At 42.1% G+C, this 19762-nt stretch carries 22 protein-coding genes, 1 tRNA gene and 1 pseudogene; 9 read left to right on the plus strand and 15 right to left on the minus strand.

Annotated features, from left to right (window positions below; genetic code table 11):
• Window positions 1–30: 30 nt before the first annotated feature.
• Complete coding sequence (locus OCC_RS09080) at window positions 31–477, plus strand: Lrp/AsnC family transcriptional regulator (protein WP_048874713.1); 447 nt, start codon at window positions 31–33, stop codon at window positions 475–477.
• Here OCC_RS09080 and OCC_RS09085 read toward each other — a convergent pair.
• The 6 genes from OCC_RS09085 to OCC_RS09110 form a co-directional block, all read right to left on the minus strand.
• The gene (locus OCC_RS09085; protein ID WP_004068821.1) at window positions 466–810 is read right to left on the minus strand and encodes a hypothetical protein; all 345 of its coding nucleotides are present in this window, start codon (window positions 808–810) and stop codon (window positions 466–468) included. The genes OCC_RS09080 and OCC_RS09085 overlap by 12 nt on opposite strands.
• A gap of 28 nt (window positions 811–838) precedes the next feature.
• The gene (locus OCC_RS09090) at window positions 839–1552 is read right to left on the minus strand and encodes a phosphoribosyltransferase family protein (protein WP_004068818.1); all 714 of its coding nucleotides are present in this window, start codon (window positions 1550–1552) and stop codon (window positions 839–841) included.
• Between the two features lie 65 nt (window positions 1553–1617).
• On the minus strand, window positions 1618–2139 hold the full coding sequence (locus OCC_RS09095; protein ID WP_004068816.1) for a YkgJ family cysteine cluster protein: 522 nt from the start codon (window positions 2137–2139) through the stop codon (window positions 1618–1620).
• A gap of 12 nt (window positions 2140–2151) precedes the next feature.
• A complete protein-coding gene (locus OCC_RS09100) occupies window positions 2152–2391 on the minus strand; it encodes an Lrp/AsnC family transcriptional regulator (protein ID WP_004068814.1) in 240 nt (79 codons plus the stop codon).
• Window positions 2388–3734, minus strand: coding sequence for a signal recognition particle protein Srp54 (locus tag OCC_RS09105; protein ID WP_004068811.1), 1347 nt, complete (start codon window positions 3732–3734; stop codon window positions 2388–2390). Before OCC_RS09105 ends, OCC_RS09100 begins: the two co-directional genes overlap by 4 nt.
• A 375-nt stretch (window positions 3735–4109) precedes the next feature.
• The gene (locus OCC_RS09110; protein WP_004068806.1) at window positions 4110–5393 is read right to left on the minus strand and encodes an MFS transporter; all 1284 of its coding nucleotides are present in this window, start codon (window positions 5391–5393) and stop codon (window positions 4110–4112) included.
• Window positions 5394–5459: 66 nt separating this feature from the next.
• On the opposite strand from OCC_RS09110, the gene OCC_RS09115 reads away from it, so the two are divergent.
• From OCC_RS09115 to OCC_RS09140, 6 genes are all read left to right on the plus strand, one after another.
• Complete coding sequence (locus OCC_RS09115; protein ID WP_048874637.1) at window positions 5460–6305, plus strand: damage-control phosphatase; 846 nt, start codon at window positions 5460–5462, stop codon at window positions 6303–6305.
• 82 nt (window positions 6306–6387) lie between these two features.
• Window positions 6388–6597 (plus strand): hypothetical protein, encoded by a 210-nt coding sequence (locus tag OCC_RS09120; protein ID WP_004068802.1) that lies wholly within the window; start codon window positions 6388–6390, stop codon window positions 6595–6597.
• A gap of 105 nt (window positions 6598–6702) precedes the next feature.
• Window positions 6703–6957: a hypothetical protein gene (locus OCC_RS09125; protein WP_020953772.1), complete on the plus strand. Its 255-nt coding sequence runs from the start codon at window positions 6703–6705 to the stop codon at window positions 6955–6957.
• A gap of 25 nt (window positions 6958–6982) precedes the next feature.
• Window positions 6983–7750 (plus strand): tetratricopeptide repeat protein, encoded by a 768-nt coding sequence (locus tag OCC_RS09130; protein ID WP_020953773.1) that lies wholly within the window; start codon window positions 6983–6985, stop codon window positions 7748–7750.
• Between the two features lie 39 nt (window positions 7751–7789).
• Window positions 7790–8590, plus strand: coding sequence for an S-methyl-5'-thioadenosine phosphorylase (gene mtnP, locus OCC_RS09135; protein ID WP_004068800.1), 801 nt, complete (start codon window positions 7790–7792; stop codon window positions 8588–8590).
• Between the two features lie 498 nt (window positions 8591–9088).
• Window positions 9089–10009, plus strand: coding sequence for a DUF835 domain-containing protein (locus tag OCC_RS09140; RefSeq protein WP_171814841.1), 921 nt, complete (start codon window positions 9089–9091; stop codon window positions 10007–10009).
• Window positions 10010–10319: 310 nt separating this feature from the next.
• Here the strand turns inward: OCC_RS09140 and OCC_RS09145 are convergent.
• Window positions 10320–10397, minus strand: a tRNA-Gly gene (locus OCC_RS09145).
• Window positions 10398–10454: 57 nt separating this feature from the next.
• A complete protein-coding gene (locus OCC_RS09150; protein WP_004068796.1) occupies window positions 10455–11162 on the minus strand; it encodes a nucleotidyltransferase domain-containing protein in 708 nt (235 codons plus the stop codon).
• Between the two features lie 84 nt (window positions 11163–11246).
• Here OCC_RS09150 and OCC_RS09155 point away from each other — a divergent pair, with 84 nt between their 5' ends.
• Together OCC_RS09155 and OCC_RS12905 are read left to right on the plus strand one after the other, a co-directional pair.
• Window positions 11247–11666: a hypothetical protein gene (locus tag OCC_RS09155; RefSeq protein ID WP_004068794.1), complete on the plus strand. Its 420-nt coding sequence runs from the start codon at window positions 11247–11249 to the stop codon at window positions 11664–11666.
• Window positions 11667–11746: 80 nt separating this feature from the next.
• Window positions 11747–11902, plus strand: a pseudogene (locus OCC_RS12905) (winged helix-turn-helix domain-containing protein); the annotation flags it as partial.
• Between the two features lie 33 nt (window positions 11903–11935).
• On the opposite strand, the gene OCC_RS09160 reads toward OCC_RS12905, so the two are convergent.
• From OCC_RS09160 to minD, 7 genes are all read right to left on the minus strand, one after another.
• Window positions 11936–13120 (minus strand): hypothetical protein, encoded by a 1185-nt coding sequence (locus OCC_RS09160; RefSeq protein ID WP_004068791.1) that lies wholly within the window; start codon window positions 13118–13120, stop codon window positions 11936–11938.
• A gap of 108 nt (window positions 13121–13228) precedes the next feature.
• Window positions 13229–14254 (minus strand): L-threonylcarbamoyladenylate synthase, encoded by a 1026-nt coding sequence (locus tag OCC_RS09165; RefSeq protein ID WP_004068789.1) that lies wholly within the window; start codon window positions 14252–14254, stop codon window positions 13229–13231.
• Window positions 14220–15287 (minus strand): glycosyltransferase family 4 protein, encoded by a 1068-nt coding sequence (locus OCC_RS09170; RefSeq protein WP_048874638.1) that lies wholly within the window; start codon window positions 15285–15287, stop codon window positions 14220–14222. The genes OCC_RS09165 and OCC_RS09170 overlap by 35 nt, the downstream gene beginning before the upstream one ends.
• Before the next feature lie 35 nt (window positions 15288–15322).
• Window positions 15323–16498, minus strand: coding sequence for a cell wall-binding repeat-containing protein (locus tag OCC_RS09175; protein WP_004068778.1), 1176 nt, complete (start codon window positions 16496–16498; stop codon window positions 15323–15325).
• A gap of 144 nt (window positions 16499–16642) precedes the next feature.
• The gene (gene asnB / locus OCC_RS09180; protein WP_004069645.1) at window positions 16643–18085 is read right to left on the minus strand and encodes an asparagine synthase (glutamine-hydrolyzing); all 1443 of its coding nucleotides are present in this window, start codon (window positions 18083–18085) and stop codon (window positions 16643–16645) included.
• Window positions 18086–18208: 123 nt separating this feature from the next.
• The gene (locus OCC_RS09185; protein ID WP_004069647.1) at window positions 18209–18952 is read right to left on the minus strand and encodes an ATP/GTP-binding protein; all 744 of its coding nucleotides are present in this window, start codon (window positions 18950–18952) and stop codon (window positions 18209–18211) included.
• Window positions 18949–19686, minus strand: coding sequence for a cell division ATPase MinD (gene minD, locus OCC_RS09190; protein ID WP_004069650.1), 738 nt, complete (start codon window positions 19684–19686; stop codon window positions 18949–18951). The genes OCC_RS09185 and minD overlap by 4 nt, the downstream gene beginning before the upstream one ends.
• Between the last annotated feature and the right edge of the window lie 76 nt (window positions 19687–19762).

Consider the following 19762-nt stretch of genomic DNA (forward strand, 5'->3'; position numbering starts at 1 on the left):
AACTTCCCTTCAAAACTTTCTCTGGTGTGGCTGATGGTGGATGAGCTGGACAGAAAAATAATCTCCATTCTTCAGGAAGATGCCCGACTTTCATATAGGGAGATAGCGAAAAAAGTGGGAGTTGCTGTGGGAACGGTGTATAACAGAATAAAGAGGCTTGAAGAAGAGGGGATTATCCGAGGGTTTGCTCCAAAATTAGATTATGCTAAACTTGGCTATGACCTTACGACGATAATCGGGGTTAAGGCTCAGGGAAAGAGGATAATTGAGATTGAGAGGGAAATAGCCAAAGATCCCCATGTTGCTTGTGTTTACGATGTTACGGGGGAATACGATATAATAGTCATCGCAAAATTCAGGGGAAGAGAGGATATGAACAGGTTTGTCAAGAAGCTTTTGAGGATAGATGGGGTGGAAAAGACTTACACTCATGTTGCAATGGACATAGTAAAGGAAGATTTAACGCTAGAGGTCTAGGAAGTTCCTCACAAATCTCCTCGCCAAGTTTTGTACAGTCTCAGCGGGCAGCTTTACTTTTTCTCCGTTCACCGTGCCTTCAAATATCAGGGGAATTGGATTTAGAGTTTCTATAACCTGAAACTCCTCATGTTCGTTTAGTGTCTCCTTCAGAACTTTTCGATATTCTTGAGGGGTTACAACCTTTATAACGCCGTGTAGCTCTAATCTCTCTCCACATTCCTTCTTACTGCAGATAAAGTCAAACTCCTCCCCAAGCTTTGCCTCCACCATTATGCTCTTTCCAGCCACATTGTATATCATAAACCTGTCTTCATTCTCCAAATTTTCCATATTAAGTCCTCCAAATAAATAATAAAGGTCAAAGCTTTACCATAACGTCCACGGGGATGTTGTATTCCTCTTTTATCCTGTCTATTGCATTGCCGGCACTTATAAGGAAGAACATTCCTGCAGGTGTTGCATTTGCCTGCTTGCACATCTCTATGAGAGCCCTTTGGGTTTCTCCACTCCTCACAACATCGTCAACTATTAAAACTCTCTCTCCCTTTTTAATTGCCCAAGAAGGGAGGTACAGCGTCATAACGCTTCCTGAAGAGCTTGAGACATAATTTACCTCGTAGAACTTTTCTACTCCAACTTCTTTCTTCTTCTTTGCGTAGATCACATCCACCCCAAGTTCGTTTCCGATGTGAATTGCCAGAGGGATTCCATCCGTAGCCGCCGTTAGTATTTTGTCTATCTCCATCTCCATGTACCTTGAGGCAACACTCTCAGCAATAAGGCTCATTAGGTCTGTATCGCTGAGAATTTTCAAATTATCAAACAATCCATGTTTATCAAAAACTATTCTCTTCTTAACCTCCTCTTCAAGGTTTACGTATGGGGAGAGAACCTTTATTAGCTCTTTGGCACGCTGCGTGCTTGGAAGGACTTTTCCCCTCACGTATCTGTTGAGCACCGTTATTGGAAGTCCAGTGATCCTTGAGAGTTCTTCATATGTATAGCTCTTTTTTAAGAGCCTTAAAATCCTGATGACACGGAGTTTCTCTTTAACTGCCTCTATCTGACTCAAGCTCCCACCTCCTGCTGGTGGGATAATATTGACAAGAAAATGTATAAATAGGTTTCGGTTTATGGTCAAATTATAAGATTTGCTGGTTTATTCTGGTGATTGGAGATTCCCATTTTTTGCCGGTATTCCGAAATTACCTCACCAAAATACCGCATGACAAAATCTAAATCTATATGCTCTCCATCTGGATGATTAATCCCCTTACAGAATGGATCTTCCTTTACGTACACCTCGATAACGAGTCCGTGCTTGATTAGAATAAAGGGGTAAAGCTTACATGCCAATGGCCGTTTGGAGTAGATCTTGCACTTTCCATTTTCCCTAAGGAAGACACAGCCATCGTCAAACGGTCTTTTCTTAAGTCCGTATCCCAAAAACTTATCTCCCCTGTAGAACATTTTCTCATAATCCACGAACTCCCACGCGTTAAATCCCAAATCCTCTATTCTTGTTATATCTTCATCTCTGAGGGGTATCTCAAGGTTTATGCAGCAGCTGGCACACTGGAGGCATTTAAATTTAAAAGAGGGATCGCTTTTAATTTGCAGGGTTTCTAAATTTATTGTCGCTACCCACCTCTTCTCCACTTTTTTATCACCTCAGCTCCTGTAAGAGCTTGCTATTAATGTTTCGGTCATCTCGATTTCCCTTATTTTCCTTAAAATCTCGTCATGGAAGCTGTCTAGCTCTTTAATGTTCTCAATTTCAATCCGTATAATTATGTCGTACTCTCCATAGACTTTGTATATCTCCTTCACTTGGGGGATGTCATTCAGCTTTTCATATACCAGGTCTTCATTTCCGGGCTTTACAATAATTAAAACAAATGCCTCCATCATATGCCCAACCCTCCAAAGTTAAACTTCTTGGCCATCTTAGCCAATTTTCTTTTGTCCATACCCTTAAAGAATTTTTTCATCTGTTTATACTGGTTGAGCAGTTCTTTTACATCTTTTGTGCTAGTGCCAGAACCCCTTGCTATTCTCTTGATCCTTGAGTAGTTTATTATCTCGGGATTTTCGAGCTCTTCTTCAGTCATGGAATCCATGATTACCTTGAATTTTTTTAGTCTCTCTTCACTCACCTTAATTACTTCGTCTGGGATAGAATAACCCATTCCCGGGATCATCTTCAGTATCTGCTGGAGTGGCCCCATTTTTCTCATAGCCTCTAACTGGGCGTACATGTCTTTGAGGTTAAACTTCCCCCTCAAGAACTTTTCAACATCCTCCTCTGTGAATTCAGTCTCCTTGCTAAGTTCCTCGAACTTCTCCAGCAACCCTTGAATGTCCCCCAATCCTAAGAGCCTTGAAACAAAGCGCTTTGGATCAAAAGGTTCTAAGTCATCTATCTTCTCACCAACACCAATGAACTTTATTGGGGCTCCAGTTGCTACAACAGCGGAAAGAGCCCCTCCACCTTTGGCTGAACCGTCCAGCTTGGTTACAATTATCGACCCTATGGGAGTTGCCTCCTTAAAAGCCAATGCCTGATTATATGCCTGCTGTCCAATTGTTCCGTCGATTACGAGGATAACCTCGTGGGGATTTATAGCATTGCTTATTTGCTTCATCTCTTCTATAAGCCCTTTCTCTTCCTTGTGCCTTCCTGCGGAGTCCACTATTATCACATCTACGCCCTTCTTTTTGAAGTACTCCACTCCCTCTTTAGCAAGCTTTACTGCGTCTTTTTCTTCGGGGTCTCCAAAAACCTCAATTCCATACGGCTCTACCAATTGTTTTAACTGGAAATAAGCACCCGGACGCCAAGTGTCCGAACATACCAACCCTACTTTATATCCATGCTTTTGGAAATATCTCGCAAGCTTTGCCACGCTTGTGGTTTTCCCTGATCCCTGAATACCAACCGTTAGGAGAATAGTCGGCTTTTCTTTTATCTCTATGGGCTTTGCCTCTTTTCCCAAAAAACTGGTCAGCTCTTCATAGACTATCTTGATTATGTGTTCCTTTTTGGAAACTCCAGCGGGCGGCTTTTCTTCTAAAGCTCTCTTCTCAATTTTCTTGGTGAGATCAAGAACTAGACGAACGTTAACATCACTCGTAAGTAAAGCCCTCTGAATGTCCCTAACTACCTCTCTTACAAGAGCTTCATCAACGGTACTTGCACGCGCAAGTTTTCTTAGGGCGTTGTTGAGTGACTGACCGAGCTTATCTAATACCATTTTCCTCCACCATATGTAGAGCTGTCCCTAGGTTTATAATCCTTAGCTCTTTGATCTTTGCACTGATGTGTCCATTTAAGAAAAGAAACCCTTGGAAAGTCGCTTTAACTGATCATATATGTACATTAAACTTTAAACGCGGTCATTCAGCCGTTTTTCTGAGAATTTTGCATTCTTCTGCTCATTCATAGCTAAAAAAGGGCTGAAAATGTTTTTAAAGGGAATTAATTTATTTATATTCGAGTGAAAACTCAAAAAAGAAAGGAGGTGAGAGAAATGGAGATGATATCAAAGCTTTATGATTACCTTTACATGAGGGAGTTCGAAAAGAGAAAAAGAAAGCCTGTAGTTGAGGAGCTTGCATTCCTTGATTACCTATACTAGCTCTGTTCCTTTGGTCTCTTTTCCGAGAGTAAGGACATCCAAGGCTCCTATAATTGAGATCACAGCAATTACAAGCACAGCCACCCCAACGGTTGAAGTCTCCATGATCTTTCCTGCCAATATTGGTGCCAATCCTCCTCCAATTCTTGCCATTGCCCCTGCCCATCCTGTTCCAGTTCCTCTAACTTCTGTTGGATAGAGTTCGGGGGTATAGGCGTATATAGCCCCCCATGCTCCGAGGTTGAAGAAGCTGAAGAGGACCGCGCTTGTCAGTATCATGTAAACGTTTCCTGAACTTGCATAGTGGTAAAACATAACTCCAGCCAAGCCAGAGAGTATCAAATATGTAGAGAGGGTTTTCTTCCTCCCTATCCTCTCGAGAAGATAAGCTGCACTCCAGTATCCCGGTAGCTGGGCTACGGCGGTTATTATAAAGTACTGGAAGCTTTTGAAGACAGTTATCTTCAAAGTCGCTGCTAAGAACCTTGGAAGCCATATGAAAAAGCCATAGTAAGCAAAGGCTATGCTGAACCATGCAATTGAGAGCATTAAAGTTATTTTGCCGTACTTTTTCCAGAGCTCTATTATTGTTATCTTTGCTTGCTTGCCCTCTTGCACCTTGATCTCTGCTTTTCTCCCAAGTATTCTTTCTATAACCCTTTTAGCTTCTTTTGTTTTTCCTTTAAGAGCCAAAAACCTCGGGGACTCTGGAAGCCAGAGTATTATTGGGAGCAACAGCAACACACTTCCCCCAAACAGGAGAATGCTTCTCCAGCTGGCTTTTAGGAGGATTGCGACTATTCCAATTATCATAGTACCAATAGCCCAGAAGCTTTCTAGGATAGATATCATAGCTCCCCTAATTTTTGCGGGCATGAACTCGGCAAAATAGGAGCTTGCAACCGGCAGAGCTCCCCCTAGACCAAGCCCAACTATAAACCTAAGTGCTATAAGCTGATTCAAGCTATTAGCGAAACTACTCGCAATGCTTCCCAACCCAAAAAGCGAAACTGCCAATGTTAAGGCGTTTTTTCTTCCTATGTAGTCGGCAACTGTCCCGAAAAACCATGCACCGAAGAGCATCCCCCATAGTGCTGCGGATCCCATGGCTCCGAGCTTGCTCAGGCTTCCCTGAAACGCCTGTTCTTTGCTTAGTAAAGGAATCACAAAGCTAACAGAGAGGGTGTTTATTGCTATGAATGCCCACACCGTTCCGAGGATTGCCAGAAGGATGTAATGAAACCTTCCGAGTTTTGCCTTGTCTATTACCTCCATCGTCCTCACCGAACAAATGTTCGGTTAATCCTTTTTAAATCTATTGCAAACTTTAATGGGATAGGTATGAAGATCCACTATGAATGTTTCACATGTATCGCGAATCAGTGCCAGAGGATAATTGAAATGAGCACAGAAGACTTAGCAAAAAGAAAGAAAGCCGCTGTTTTCTGTGCAAAGCTTATGGGAAAGCTTGAAGAAGATTCGATACCTGCAATAGTGTCCAGCAAGATATTTTTTGATCTCTACGAATTCCTTGGAGTTCGTGATCCGTTTAAAGCCTACAAAGAGTCCTCCAACAAGTTGGCGGAGAGAGTCTTAAATGAGATTGAAGCTATCATGGAAGTTGACCTTAAAACAGCGTTAAAGCTTGCAATAGTGGGTAACGTGATTGATTTTGCCGTTGGATACTCCCCGGAAAAGATTGAAGAAGACATAATGAGCCTCATTAAAGGAGACCTTTACATAGACTGCTCTGAAGAGCTCTTCAAAAAGCTTGAAAATGCCAAAGTTTTACTGTACCTTACCGATAATTGTGGTGAGATATACTTTGATAAGCTCTTCTTGAAAAAGATTCGGGAAAATTTCCCTCACTTAGATATCTACATCGCCGGAAAGGAAGCCCCGATAATAAACGATGCAACTGTAGAGGATTTAAAAGCTGCTAAATTTGATGAGGTCGGAACAATAATTTCAACGGGTTCTGGAATTGTGGGTATTCCCTTTGGAGAAGTCTCGGAGGAATTCATGGATATTTTTAGAAGAGCGGATGTCATTATAGCAAAAGGGCAGGGGAACTTTGAAACTCTCAGCGAGATTAAGGATGAGCGCGTTTTCTATCTTCTAAAGGCTAAATGCCGCCCGGTAGCGAGGGAGTTGGGGGTGCCTCAAGGGAGCATGCTGTGTATATAGACATTTGACGATATTATTTTTGACAAGCATCGATTAGAAAGGCTTTTATACTTTAAAGTTGTAGAATATAATGGTGGTACCTATGCCGACGATGATTAAAAAGGATTTGAAAAAATTCATGAAGGAACTAAAACTTCATTACGACGATGTCTGGCATGTTCCCTCAAGTGAATACCTTAAGAAGCCCGATTTTGTTGTAGTGGACCCCAAAACTGGCAAAAAGATAAAAGTGAGCTTTGTCTCATTGGACGATGGTGAGGTCGTCAGTGTAGTTTATGATGAACTCAGCTGATTCGTTTTTTGACGAATTCCTTTCCGACTTTTGTTTTATGAGTATAAAATAAAATTGTCAAAATGGTTAAATATTCCTTTATCAAATTTTTTGTGATGATGAACAATGAAAGAGAGTACAATTAACGATATTTTCGATCTCGTCGATATAATAGCAGACCCGAAAATTAGGGCACTCACCTATGCCAATATTGGAGTTGAGCTTTTCCGCATGGGTAACGAAAAGTACAAGGATGCCTTTAGAAGAGCGTTAGAGACTGCAGAAGAAATTGAAGATGCAGCTGAGCTCGCTTTTTTGCTTATTCAACTTGCTACTTATCTGGGAGAAACAAACAAAGCCGCTGCTGCGAGGGTTTTTTAATAGAGTTCTTGAACTGGTTGAACGCATGCCTTCTAAAATCCGGAATAGGGCTCTGGAAAAGATGATAGAAGCTGCACTAAAACTCAAGCTCTATGATTTAGCTGTTTCTTATGCAATGAAAATCAAAGACGGTAGAGTGAGAAACAGCATGCTTATTCCAATTATTAGAGGATACCTATCTGAAGGTCAGCTTGCTAAAGCAATCAAAGTTTCAAAAGAACTGCTCGAAGAACCTTGGAGCTCAATTGCAAAGTCAGAGATAATAAAGTACTACATCAAGGGCGGAGAAGTCATGAATGCCCTGGATATCTTTAACACTGTTGAGGGAAACAGGGAGAGATTCATCAACGAGATCATAGAAGAGCTTGTTGACTCTCCAGAACACGTTTCAAAGTTCTTTGAACTTCTAAAAGAGGAAGAACTGGTAAGTGCTGCAAAGAAATTGCTCGACATTCTAATAAAGTCCCCGAGGAGAGAGTACATCGAGCTAGTGGAGAGAATTGCAGAAAAAGTACCTGATGAGAGCGTGCAGGTAAAGGTGGTTTCATTTTTAACGAGGGCTGGGGAAAAAGAGAAAGCATTAAAATACGCAAACAAAATACAAGACAGCTATCTGCGCTCCTTGGCATTCGGAGAAATTGCCTTGGGTTACCTAAAGGAAGACGACCTGGATAAAGCCATAGAGACCGTAAAGAATGTCAGAGACCTAAAATGGAATTCAAGACTTTTGGCAGAGATATTGATTAAGGTTCTAAGGCTTGCAGCCAAAGAGGAATCTGAAGGAGGACATTAGGTTTAAATTCTTTTCTTCCAACTTTTTCTGGTGATGCTTGTGGTCAGGATAGCGATAATAGGTGGATCTGGGGTTTACGATCCAAAGCTTCTGGAAAACGTTAGGGAAGAGAGGGTTGAGACTCCTTATGGGGACATTAAGGTAAAAATTGGAACGTATAAGGGCGAAGAGATTGCGTTTTTAGCAAGGCATGGAGAGAAGCACAGCGTTCCGCCACATAAGATAAACTACCGTGCCAACATATGGGGCTTGTATAAGTTGGGTGTTGAGAGAATACTCGCGACATCGGCAGTAGGATCTTTAAACGAGACTATGAAGCCGGGAGATTTTGTTATACTTGATCAGCTAATTGATTTTACAAAAAACAGGGTTTATACCTTCTATGATGGAGAGGATTCACCCCATGAAAGGAAGTTTGTTGCCCACATTGATTTTACTGACCCTTACTGCCCGGAGCTTAGAGAAGCTTTAATAAGAGCTGCTAGGGAGCTAGGTTTTAGCTATCACCCAAGGGGAACTTATGCTGCTATGGAGGGACCAAGATTTGAAACAAGGGCGGAGATTAGAGCGCTGAAAATCCTCGGTGCTGATGTGGTAGGGATGACTCAATCTCCTGAGGCGATCTTGGCTAGAGAACTTGAGATGTGCTATGCGAGTGTTGCCATTGTTACCAACTATGCCGCTGGCATAAGTAAGACCAAGCTCACCCATTCGGAAGTTGTGGAACTCATGCAACAAAAAAGCGAGGAGATTAAGCTCCTTTTGATGAAGGCTGTGGAGTACATTCCAAAGGTCAGGAGATGTGCATGTAAGGATGCTCTAAAAGGTGCTACTGGTTGAGTTTATTCTCCTTTTGCTCTCCAAAACTTCTTTGGAAGTTAGGCCAAGTATGCTTGTTGATGTTTAATTCTTTTTGCAGATACTATTAAAACTAGGTGGTGAGAGCATTAGATTTAAATCTCCGATACAACTTCAGAACAAGAAGAGAAAATATAGGACTAGAAACCACTATTTGCTACCCAATTTTGGTATTAGAGCTTTTGCTTTTTTCTTTCGAAAGCCTCGCCCTTTAGGGCGAGGAGGAGGTCAGAGTTATCCTGACAGTAGCTATCTAATGGAAATGTTTTTAATTTATGACTTCATTAAACAATAACTGGGAGTGGGATGGGAACATCGGTTTTTTTAACAACGACCCAATTTTGGATGATATTCATGAGTCTATTTGGGTTCTTTTTATTGACCTATGTGTATATAAAATATAAACGGGATCCAGCTTTATGGTGGGGATTGGCGTTGCTTTTATTATTTGTTTCTCTCGCTTCAGAAACTATAAACCTGGTGGATGTTCAGGTACTCTCAAGAGCACTATTCGGGATGTTGGTTCTTTATGGCACTATTGGATTATTGGAGGAGGAAAAGATAGTATTAAGTAAACACTTCAGGATACTGTCGTTGGTTCCTCTCATTGTAACAGGCTATGTAGAACTTGGAAGGGTATTTGGGTATTCTCAAGACTGGTTTGTGAGTGTTGGTATACCATATGCTATTTCAGGATTTGCTATTGTTTTATCCGGTTTCTTCATTTTTTCGCTATTGAGGGAGGAATATAACCAAAAAGCTAGATTTTTGGGGGTACTTCTTTTGTTCTATGGGTTTCATCAAATGCTTTACCCATTTACGAGAGTTGCTACTAAACTTCTCCCGTTCACTTTTGTAATTTCTGTCTTTCTTGTGGCGCTGGCTATCTATGAAATGGGGAAGTTTACACTGTCAAGAGAGTTCATTACACGGGACATTCCAATTCTTAAAGTTAAAATGAAACCGGGTCTTTTGTTCATCTCTCCAAAAAAATATGAAGAGTTAAAGCAGTTACTAAAAGATTTCCCTGTGTTGGCTTTTGTGAGATATCAAAACTTCCCAGAAACGTGGAAAACATTTTTTGTTACATCAATACATGAGCATGAGTCTGATATAATATTCCCGACGGCATTACCCTTAATGAGTGCTAGGGTAGTGCAGTATCTAAAAGAGGCCGAAGAAAAAGGAACACGGGGTATTGTCATCTTTGACTGTCTTGAATATTTGAAAATGTATAACGGCTTTGAAGCTATCGCAAAGTTTTTGTCGTCCTTGAGAGATTACGCTCTTCTATACAATGGCGCAGTAATTGGAGTTCTTGATGAGAATGCATGGGAGAAAAAGGAACTTGTCATACTGCAGAGAATTGCAAGCTCTGTAGAAGAAATCCAATTAGGTTGATAGAGTTTATATCAGGTAAGACACTTTTTCGGTAGTGAGTATCACTGGTCTAAGCACACAAATGAGATGAGCTATTCTATGCGTACAAGGAAGGTATGGTTTTACATGAGGGAGAGATGGCGGTTGTACCAAAGGGGTAGAACATTGTCCCAAGGCTTTAGAACCCTCTTATGTGCTGATGTCTGAGCTTGCGACATTGAGAAGTAAGGGAGATTAGCATTTACGAAACACTCATAATAGAAACAAAACGACACAAATTTTAGGCGTCTTGTTTTCAGAGTGGGGTTTTGGGGGAGGTAGAATTGGTTTGTGGTGCGGTGGCCGGGATTTGAACCCGGGCCCGCGGCGTGGCAGGCCGCTGTCCTAGGCCAGGCTAGACTACCACCGCACAAGCCCGGTAGATAATCAATTGCAGACGCTTTATAAATTTTTCGCCAAGGTGTTTTTAAATTCCACCGCTTTCCCTGACTCTTTTCCTAACGTTCGGATCTCTATCTGCTATCCTTTTCAATGCTTCCTCAAAGCTCATCCAGTCGGGAACTTCCTCATTGAGGTAGATTCCGGTTCTCCCAATGGAATCCCTTCTGGTTAGGATCTTAACCCTTTCTTGGACTATATCTATGCTCACTCCAAGAATTTTTGCAACCTCGCTCTCTCTCCCAATGACTTCCCTCTCTATGTGTCCTTTTTCTGTTGGAACTATTAGTATTAGCTTTTTGTTAACTCCCGGCACCCGGAGGTTTGTTTTGAGCCCCCAGAGGTCAACCATACCCCCCCATTTATAGAATTCGATCTCTCTATCCTTGGGCTCAACAAGGGGAAACGTTATCGTGGTTTCTTCGTCGATCTCTATATGCCCCTTTATTAAGTGCCAGGGTGTAGCCATAACAATTCTCCGCTTTTCAAATGGGATTCCCTCCAAGCTCAACTCGATTAAGAAGCTGGGAACCTTATATGGGATCACGATGTCGATATCACTATCTTTCCTGACGTCTCCCCTTGCCACACTCCCGTAAACATGAGGCTCAAATTGCTCCAGTCTCTCCATTATTTTTAGGGCTTTTTCACGCTTTTCTTTTAAGATTCTCCATCGCTTGGGTGAATACACAACTTCCCTCTCGTCCCACACTCTGACGACCTTTTCTCTTGGCATGATATCCTTTTTGTCATTGTTCTTTTTAAATTCGATCGGTAATCTTTAATAGGGCAATGTTTATCTTTAGGAGGAGGTGGAAAAATGCCAGTTGTAGGTGTTAACATAACGAACATTGAAGTTGAAAAGCAGGGAGGAGTACTTGGCAAGGTTGAGGTGAATCTCTCTCCAAAAATTGAGGAGGTTAGATTGGGAGAAGTAAAGACTCCTTCTGGGAAAGTAAACGGTATTGAGGTGTTCTTCACTTATCAGATCGGATACAACCCTGAGATTGCGAGGGCGCTAATAAAGGGAGCGGTGTTTTACCTACCACCCAAAAAAGAGCAGATAGACGAAATCCTTGATGGTTGGGAAAAAGAAAAGAAAATCCCTCCAGAAATGTTTGCGGAGATAGTGAACTTTGTAACTAATGAAATAACCCCCCTGATAATGGTAATTTCCAAAGAAATGAGAATTCCGTATCCAATTCCTCTTCCAAGAGTAACCATAAGGCAGCAGACTTGAAATTGCCTCTATCAAAACTCTTATAAACTCTCTTTTCCTTCCTTTTTTGGTGGTTGTGATGAGGGGGGATTTACTTTGCTTTGCCAAAATCAGCGCTTCAGGTATTTAATGCCTTAGAAGACAGACCAGTATCTTCTAAAGAGCTTGCACGAAAAACAAACCTTTCTGAAAGAACTGTTCGCTATGCTCTGAAGATTCTTAAGGAGAAAGAGCTTGTTGAAGAGATATTTTTCTTGAGGGATGCCAGAAAGAGGGCTACAGAAGGAAAGTTATTCTGGGCTGAATCCTTCTACTTTTTGCAATCCTTTTTTAATTTCTGGATATCTCGTCTCGAAGATGAGCTCTGCCAGTTCTATTGCCTGTGCGTAAGCCTCTCTCTTTGCATAGAAGTCCATATGTTCAACAAATTCTAGGTAGTTTCTGCTTCTTTCCTTAGCGGCTAGATAGAGGAGAAGGGCTTTTCTTATTCTGTATCTGTGTTCTAGTGTTGCTTCCACCTCCAAGATGAGGTTCTTGTAAGTCTTTAAGCCTTCCAGAAGCTTATCAAGAGCGAAGAGGGATTGAGCAAGCATTAGCAGGGTGTCTCCAAGTTCCTCCATGAAGCCCTCTTTTCTATATTCTCCTGCGAGCTGATAGAGCATTTTTGTGGTATTTAAACCTATGAGCTTTGTTCTTTGAGAGTTCCCTGCCAATAAATAGGAATACTCAGCGCTAAGAAAAGATTTTGAAGTATAGTAGAGATTTCCATCAGCGTACCATTCCCTTCCCGCTCTCTCGTAGTTTCTTCCCGCGTTCTCCATGAGCTCCATGAAGTGTTCATCATAACCAAAAACGTCCTTGACGATAAAGGCGAGCTTGAAAAAGGTGTCCCCCGCTTTTTGATATTCTTTCTTGGCTACAAATATTTCCGCTCCTTTTCCATAGAGGTCAAGCAAAATACTTGCCATGTCCTCAATGCCAGCTGAATCGTGAATTATCTTGTAGTATCTATATGCTGCTTCATAAGACTCAATTGCCTTCTGGATTTTCTTCCTTTTCATTTGAGTGTCACCCATGGATTTGTACATCACTGCGAATTCCTTTGCGTATTTTTCAAATTTATTTTTCTCACCGAGAATTTCAAATATTCTGAGGATATTGGAGCAAAATTCGTCAAGAAGTTCTAAATTGGGATCCTCAGCTTCGACTTCTCTTTCCAGAATATCCAAATAATAATACGCACTCTTAAGGAGAAAAGGTCTGGCATCTTTCAAAGCCTGTGGATTGGCACTAAGAATGAGGTCTCCAATGTATCTGTAAATCCGAGCAGCATCTAAAATTCTTTTTTGTTTTTCATACTCTCTCGCGGACTTTATAAGAAGTCTTATACCGGTTTTCAGCTCTCCCTTAGTCACCAAGCTTTTCCCAGCTAGTTCAAGCTCACCTGGACTGGACCTTATTATACCCGCTATCAAAAGGGCCACCCCACTTGGTTTTAACGAATGTTTATTTTACCTCGATGTATTTAACGCTTTCTCTGATGAACAACAGAGCACACTAAAATTCAAAAAATTTCGAAAAAATTAGACTTTTATCACTCTATATCCCGCCGCCTTCCTAAGCCTGTTCATAACTGCAAGCCCCAGTCCCTTTTCTTCAATCCCCTCGGCCAATATTACATCTACTCCGGACTTGTCGAGTTCTCTGAGGGCTTTAAACAGGTTCCTTGCTATCTCTTCCTCGCTTTCGCCCATGTTGAAATATGCATCTGCCTTGTAGAAGTCCCCGGTGGCCATTACACCGACCCTCATACCTTGGGCTTTATACCTCTTGATGAGCTCATTGATTTTCTCTTTAACCCTCTCACGCTCTCCTTCGATGACTATAACCTGAGCATCTGGGGCGTAGTGTTTGTACTTCATTCCGGGAGCTTTTGCCAGCTTTACCGGTTTCCCTTTTACGGCTGGATGAATCTTTATTTTTCCGATTACCCTCTCTATTTCCTCAAGAGGCAACCCACCAGGTCTTAAGAGCATCGGAGGCTCTGTGGTTAGATCTATTACCGTTGATTCTACCCCTATCTTTGTCTCGCCCCCATCTATTATGCACTCTATCCTTCCATAAAAGTCGTCGGCAACGTGTTCCGCTAGAGTGGGGCTTGGCTTTCCGCTTATATTGGCTGAAGGCGCAGCAATGGGTCTTTTGCTTGTCTTTATCAACGCAAGGGCAATCTCATGAGCGGGCATTCTTATCGCCACAGTCTCTAACCCGCCTGTGGTTGCATAGGGAACTTTGTCCCCTTTGGGGAGCACTATTGTCAACGGCCCCGGCCAGAACTTCTCTGCAAGCATTTTAGCTTTCTCAGGGACTTCTCTTGCGAGCTCATAAACCTGATCAAACTCGGCTATGTGAATTATCAAAGGATTATCCGGAGGTCTCCCCTTTGCCTCGAAGATTCTTTTGACAGCGTTTTCATTTAGAGCATCTGCACCCAATCCATAAACCGTCTCCGTAGGAAACGCAACAAGCTTCCCCTCTCTAATAAACCTAGCAGCTATCTTGATTTTCTCCCAGTCAACGCCTTCTCGCATGTTTATCACTATCGTCATGTCCCTCACCTAAAACTTCCGTGTAAACCCTCTCAACTCTCTCAGCGACTTTTTCCCACGTGTACTTTTCACCGATTCTTCTTCCAATTTTACCCATTTTTAAAGCTTTTTTGTTATCGAGCAAAAGCTCCACCCTTTCTATAAGCTCGTCAAAGTCTTTAAAGAGATACCCATTTTTTCCATCCCTTATGAGCTCCTTTATTCCCCCAACAGCCCTTCCAATTACGGGCACCCCAAGGGAATTAGCTTCAACAACCACAAGCCCAAATCCCTCTCTCAGGGAAGGAACTATTAGTATTTTGCTCTCCGCGAGTATGGTATCAATATCCTCCCTATAACCGAGAAACTTGACGTTAGGAGGGGCCATGGTTTTCAGTTCTTCCATCAGTGGACCATCGCCAACCACTAGGAATTTCTCATCCGGAAAGTATTCTGCAAGGCGTATAAACGTTTTTGGGTCTTTATAGGAGGTTAGTGCCCCGATGAACGTGATGTATCGTTTTGCTGCTCTCCTTAGCTTTAGTGCCCTTATTCCGTTTGGGATGACTTTTACCCTTTTTGCTCCAAGAGAGAGGGCTCTCTTTTTCAGGTAGTGGCTCACAGCTATTATAACATCGCCCTTTGCTATGCTATCCTTAACAAAGTACCTCCCCAACGGAAGGTTTGACATAAAGTCGAGGTCACTTCCATGGGCCGTTACAATTAGGGGGATTCCCAGTTTCTTCTTTGCGAGAACCCCGGCGTAGCTGGTTGTTCCAATGTAGTGGGTATGGATGAGCTCAAAATTCAGCTTTTTGTGGAGTTTAACTATCTTCAAGAAAGCTAGGAGAACAAATAAGATTCCTCTCAAACCAAAGATCGGGGGAACTTTAACCTGATAAACTCTCTCTTTCTCAAACTCTCTGGGTTTTATGGGCCCATATGTGAGAACATAAACCTCATGCCGCTTTCTGAGCTCTTTAACTAAGCTATCAGTATGATTTGCAACCCCTCCTTTGTGAGGAGGATAGTGTCCCACAATCAAAATTCTCATGAATAAAAAATGTAGAAGAGAAGTAAAAAGCCTTTCTATGGTCTGCCTCTACCTTTTCCACGTGGTGGATTTACTGGCAGATGCTTTTCCTTTATCTTGCCCTTTCCTTGCATAAATGCTTCCCTTAACATGTTTTTGGCATCTTCGATGAGTTCTCTAGCAGTGTCATAGTCATCATTCTGGATTGCGGCTTTTGCGGCATCTATCTTCTCTTTTATTTGAGTCACATCAATTCCAGCTTTTTCGAGAACTTTTATTTTAACTTCGAGCCTGTGTACTTCCTTTTCGAGCTGGACTTTAGGGCTTGCATGAATCACCTTCTGCCACTCCTTGCTGGCCAGCTTAATCACCGCCTCTGCGTGAGCCTTTGCGGCTATTGCTTGTCCATACGCTTTTCCATAGTTTCCTTCGTTGTAGCTCTCGTTTGCGATTTGTATTTTCTTTTCGGCAATTTCAATTAGTCTTTTAGCGGCTGGAACTGGAAGATCATCGAGCATTTCTTTTGCCGTTTCGGTTCTGTTAATAGCCAATTTTATTGCCTCCCATGCCATCTCAGCTGTCACGTTTACGTCTTCTTCGGTTACGTTTCCGTCTCTGATCCTCTCCCTAACACGTTCTCTTATTTCCTCGGCAGTTTCATTGTCCATTAATGGGCTCTTGATTATTATTACGCTCTTGGTTTTGAGCAGAGTGCCGATTATTTCAGTTGTGTTTGTTAGATTGTTATCCACGTATAGGACAAACTTCTTCCCTTCTATGCCTTTAGCTTGTTTTATTGCTCCTAAGTCTCTTCCGTGGGCGATTACTATTTTGACGCCTTCAAAAAGCTCTGGGTACTCTTCAATAGCCTTTTTAAGCACTTCTAAATTGGTTTCGTACCTGTTTTCACCATACCACCTAACATATGAAACTCCTAGCTCGCCTAGGTCCGTTTCGTAGTCTTTTGGCACAGCATCGGAGCCTCCTATGATTATAACTTTATCTGGGGCATTCTCCATAATCTCTGCCGTGACATTGGGATCATGCACTCCCCAGGTTGTGACTACTACGGTTGCGTTTAACACTTCTGCAAGTTCCTCTGCAAGTACTGAATCTGCCTCGTTGTCGCTTACGAGGATAACTATTGCAAGACTCTGTGCCTGTGATGGTGGTATTATGCTCGCTAAGAGCAAGGCACCAAACAACAATGCAAACACTTTTTTCGCCACCATGGTTTATCACCTCACTTTATTATAGTGAAAAACTCCTATTTAAGCTTTTTTCATGAAATCGTTTTGTTCTGTCTTTGTTTGTTTATCCAAATGCCATGAAAACTCTTTTTGACTTTGTGAGGGTTAAAAAAAGTTTAAAACCGTTTATGTATGTTCAAATACCCCATAAAAGACTTTTTCGGCAAATTGAGATAACCTCAGGCCCTCTTTCTTTGCTATCTTTTCGAGAATCTTCTGTGCATTGCTTCCATACTGACAGGCTTTCTTTTCTCTGTATGCGACTTCTTTGGGAAGACCTATTTCAATGGCTACTTCCCTCAGGATGGCTTTTCTTACCCCATTGTGGATTTTGTACTCTAAAGGTGTTCTTAGCCCGCTTCTGACGACGTTGAGATCTAAGAACGGAAACCTTCCTTCAACGCTGTTCAACATGGCAATTTTGTCATCTCTGGCGAGGTTCTTTTCCCCCATCTCCAAAATATCTTTCTCCATTAGCGAAGGATCTCTAAGGTATTTTGCATACCCTCCAAAAAGTTCATCGGCTCCTTGACCGGTTAAAAGAACTTTGGTGTTGTCTTCACCGGCAAGTTTTGTTGCGAAGTAGATTGGGATTCCTATCGCGAGGTTCATGGGGTTGGGCTCTTCTATGGCAAACATAACTTTTTCAAGAGAGTTTTTTACGTCATCGAGATCAAATACGTACTCCCTAAGCTTCAGGCCAAGTTTCTCACTAACTTTTCTAGCCCACTCTAAGTCTTGACTCCCTTCTGCCCCCGCCGTGTAAAGGGTGACATCTGAGTATTTTGAAGCAAGAAGGGCTATTAAAGAACTATCTAGCCCTCCTGAAAACAACACCCCTACCTTTTTTGCACTCCTAATTCTTACTGCATATTCTAGGCTTTTCCTTATGCTTAGCTTTGCCCTTTCATAGGAAAAAGGTTCTCCTTTTAGCTCTGAGAGTGTAAAGAGCTGAACTCGTTCAATGCCCTTCCTAGATATTTTAACGAGTTCTCCTGGATTTACGGGGATTGCTCTTTCTCCTATGCTCCAAAGAACTTTCTTTTCCGAGGCAAAGAAGCCGTTCTGAGAATAATAGAGGGGTCTAATCCCAATTGGGTCTCTAAAAAGATATATGTTTTCTTTATCGGAAAATGCTAAGGCGTAATCTCCGTTTAAGATTCTCATTAAGCTTTTCACGCTCTCAGCTATGGAATTGCCTCTCTCAATTTGAAACTCCAAGAAGCGCAGAATCACTTCCGTATCGACATCACTCTCGAATCCAACCCCCCTTCTCTCCAAAAACTCCCTTATTTGCCTGTGGTTGTATATCTCTCCATTGTGGACTAGGACAAAATTATTGAAAAATGGTTGAGTAAAGCTCTTTGAACCTGTCATGGCTAAACGGCACTGGAGGAGCCCTATACTGCCGTCTGGAATTTCACCAACTTTAGAAAAATCCTCGCTCTTCAACACCCCTTCATCAGTCCACACACCAAAAGAGTCTCTACCCCTATGTTTTCCAGACCGCATCATTGCTATAAGCTTGGGTTTTAGATGCCTTCCTATCCCTCCCGCGATGAGGCACACTTTTCTCACCAGAATCTCTTGTTTATCTGCCAATAAAAACCTTCCCGGTTTCTTCCTGAAGAAGAATTCATTTTAGGAAAAATTTCTTGAATGAAAGTTCTGTTCTAATTTTTTCTGCTGAACTTATGTTAAATCCCCACAGGTGCAGTAGTGTTCATAAGCCACCGTCTCAAGTTCATCGAATCCGATTCTCGTTTTTGCTGATAAATAGAGCACCCTAACCGGAGGTGAGACTTCGGGTAAAAATTTACATAGCTTGTATGCCAAGAGCCCTTGCATTGAACTGTCAAGCTTTAAACGAGCTGAGAGATATTCAACATCCTCTAGATACCTTTTTATCTTTTCCAAATCTCTGATAAGGTCCACCTTGTTAAGAGCTGGTACGGTTGTTGCACCAAGCCGAAGGTCTATCAAAAGGGCAAAGAACCTAACAAAGCAGTAATCGTGGGGTTTTCTTAGTATTGTGGGGTCGAATAAGTATACAACAAGCGGACTTGGGAGATTTTCCATTAGCTTAACCCCAAAATCATGGAAGAGAAATGTTTCCATCTGGCCTGGGGTATCTATAAGAACGTAGTCGTTTTCTTTTTCCAGCTCTAGTATTTTTTCAACGTATTCGTTGAGGTAGTCCATCAAAAAGTCATAGCTTTCCACAATAGCTCCATTGGGTCCGTAACCCTTTTTCATAAGCTCTTCCACGGTTATATGCTCTCTAACATCTACCGTGGGGGTGTAGGGAAGGGTCTTGACTCCCGTATCTAGGTTTATATATGCTACCCTCTTTTCGTTCTTTTCTAAAAACTTCCCGAATTCTCCTGTTAGAGTGGTTTTTCCGCTTCCAGCGGTTCCAACGAATACCACTATCACTCCATCCACCATTGTCTCCCTGATTCCATCCCTACAATCTTCTCCGCAAGTTCAAAAAATGCTTTTGAGGCTTTTGAATCTGGAGCATATACCACTACGGGCATTCCTTCCAGTGCTGCTTCCCTTACTTTTGGATCTTCAGGAATAACTGCCAAAAGCGGGAATTCCATAACCTCTTCGGCGGCTTCTGGGGGTATGTCGTTTTTATGTCCACCGTACCTGTTAAGTACAAACCCCAAAACCTCTCGCCCAGCTTTCTTCAGCACTATCCCTACTTTCATTGTGTCGCTGAGGCTTGCTATCTCCGGATTAGTTACTAGGATAATCTCCTCCCCACTTAGCATGGCACTCATGGCATCTATTTGTAGCCCCGCTGGACAGTCTATGAGGATGTAATCAAAATCTTCTTTTAGCTTGGGGATCACCTTTGGTAGATCTCTGGGGTCTGCTTTAGCAACGTGCTCCCAGTCCACTGCAGCTGGAACTACGTACACGAGCTCGTACCTCGTGGTATGGACAGCTTTTCTTATATCTTCCCCTTCAATTAGCACATCGTGGATAGTTCTTCCAGCATCGTCTAATCCAAAATGCAGGCTTAGGTTTGCCATAGTCAAATCCGCATCAACTGCACACACTTTTCTCCCTAACTTTCCTAGAGCAATCGCAAGGTTTGCTGTAATGGTTGTTTTTCCGGTACCTCCTTTTCCAGAAGCTATTGAGATTATTCTCCCCATGTTTATTCCCCACTATAATTCTCCTAAACCTTTATGAACTTTTACCAAAAGGTTATAAGTGGAGAGACCAGCAATG

Source organism: Thermococcus litoralis DSM 5473 (assembly GCF_000246985.2).
GTDB classification, from domain to species: Archaea; Methanobacteriota_B; Thermococci; order Thermococcales; family Thermococcaceae; genus Thermococcus_A; species Thermococcus_A litoralis.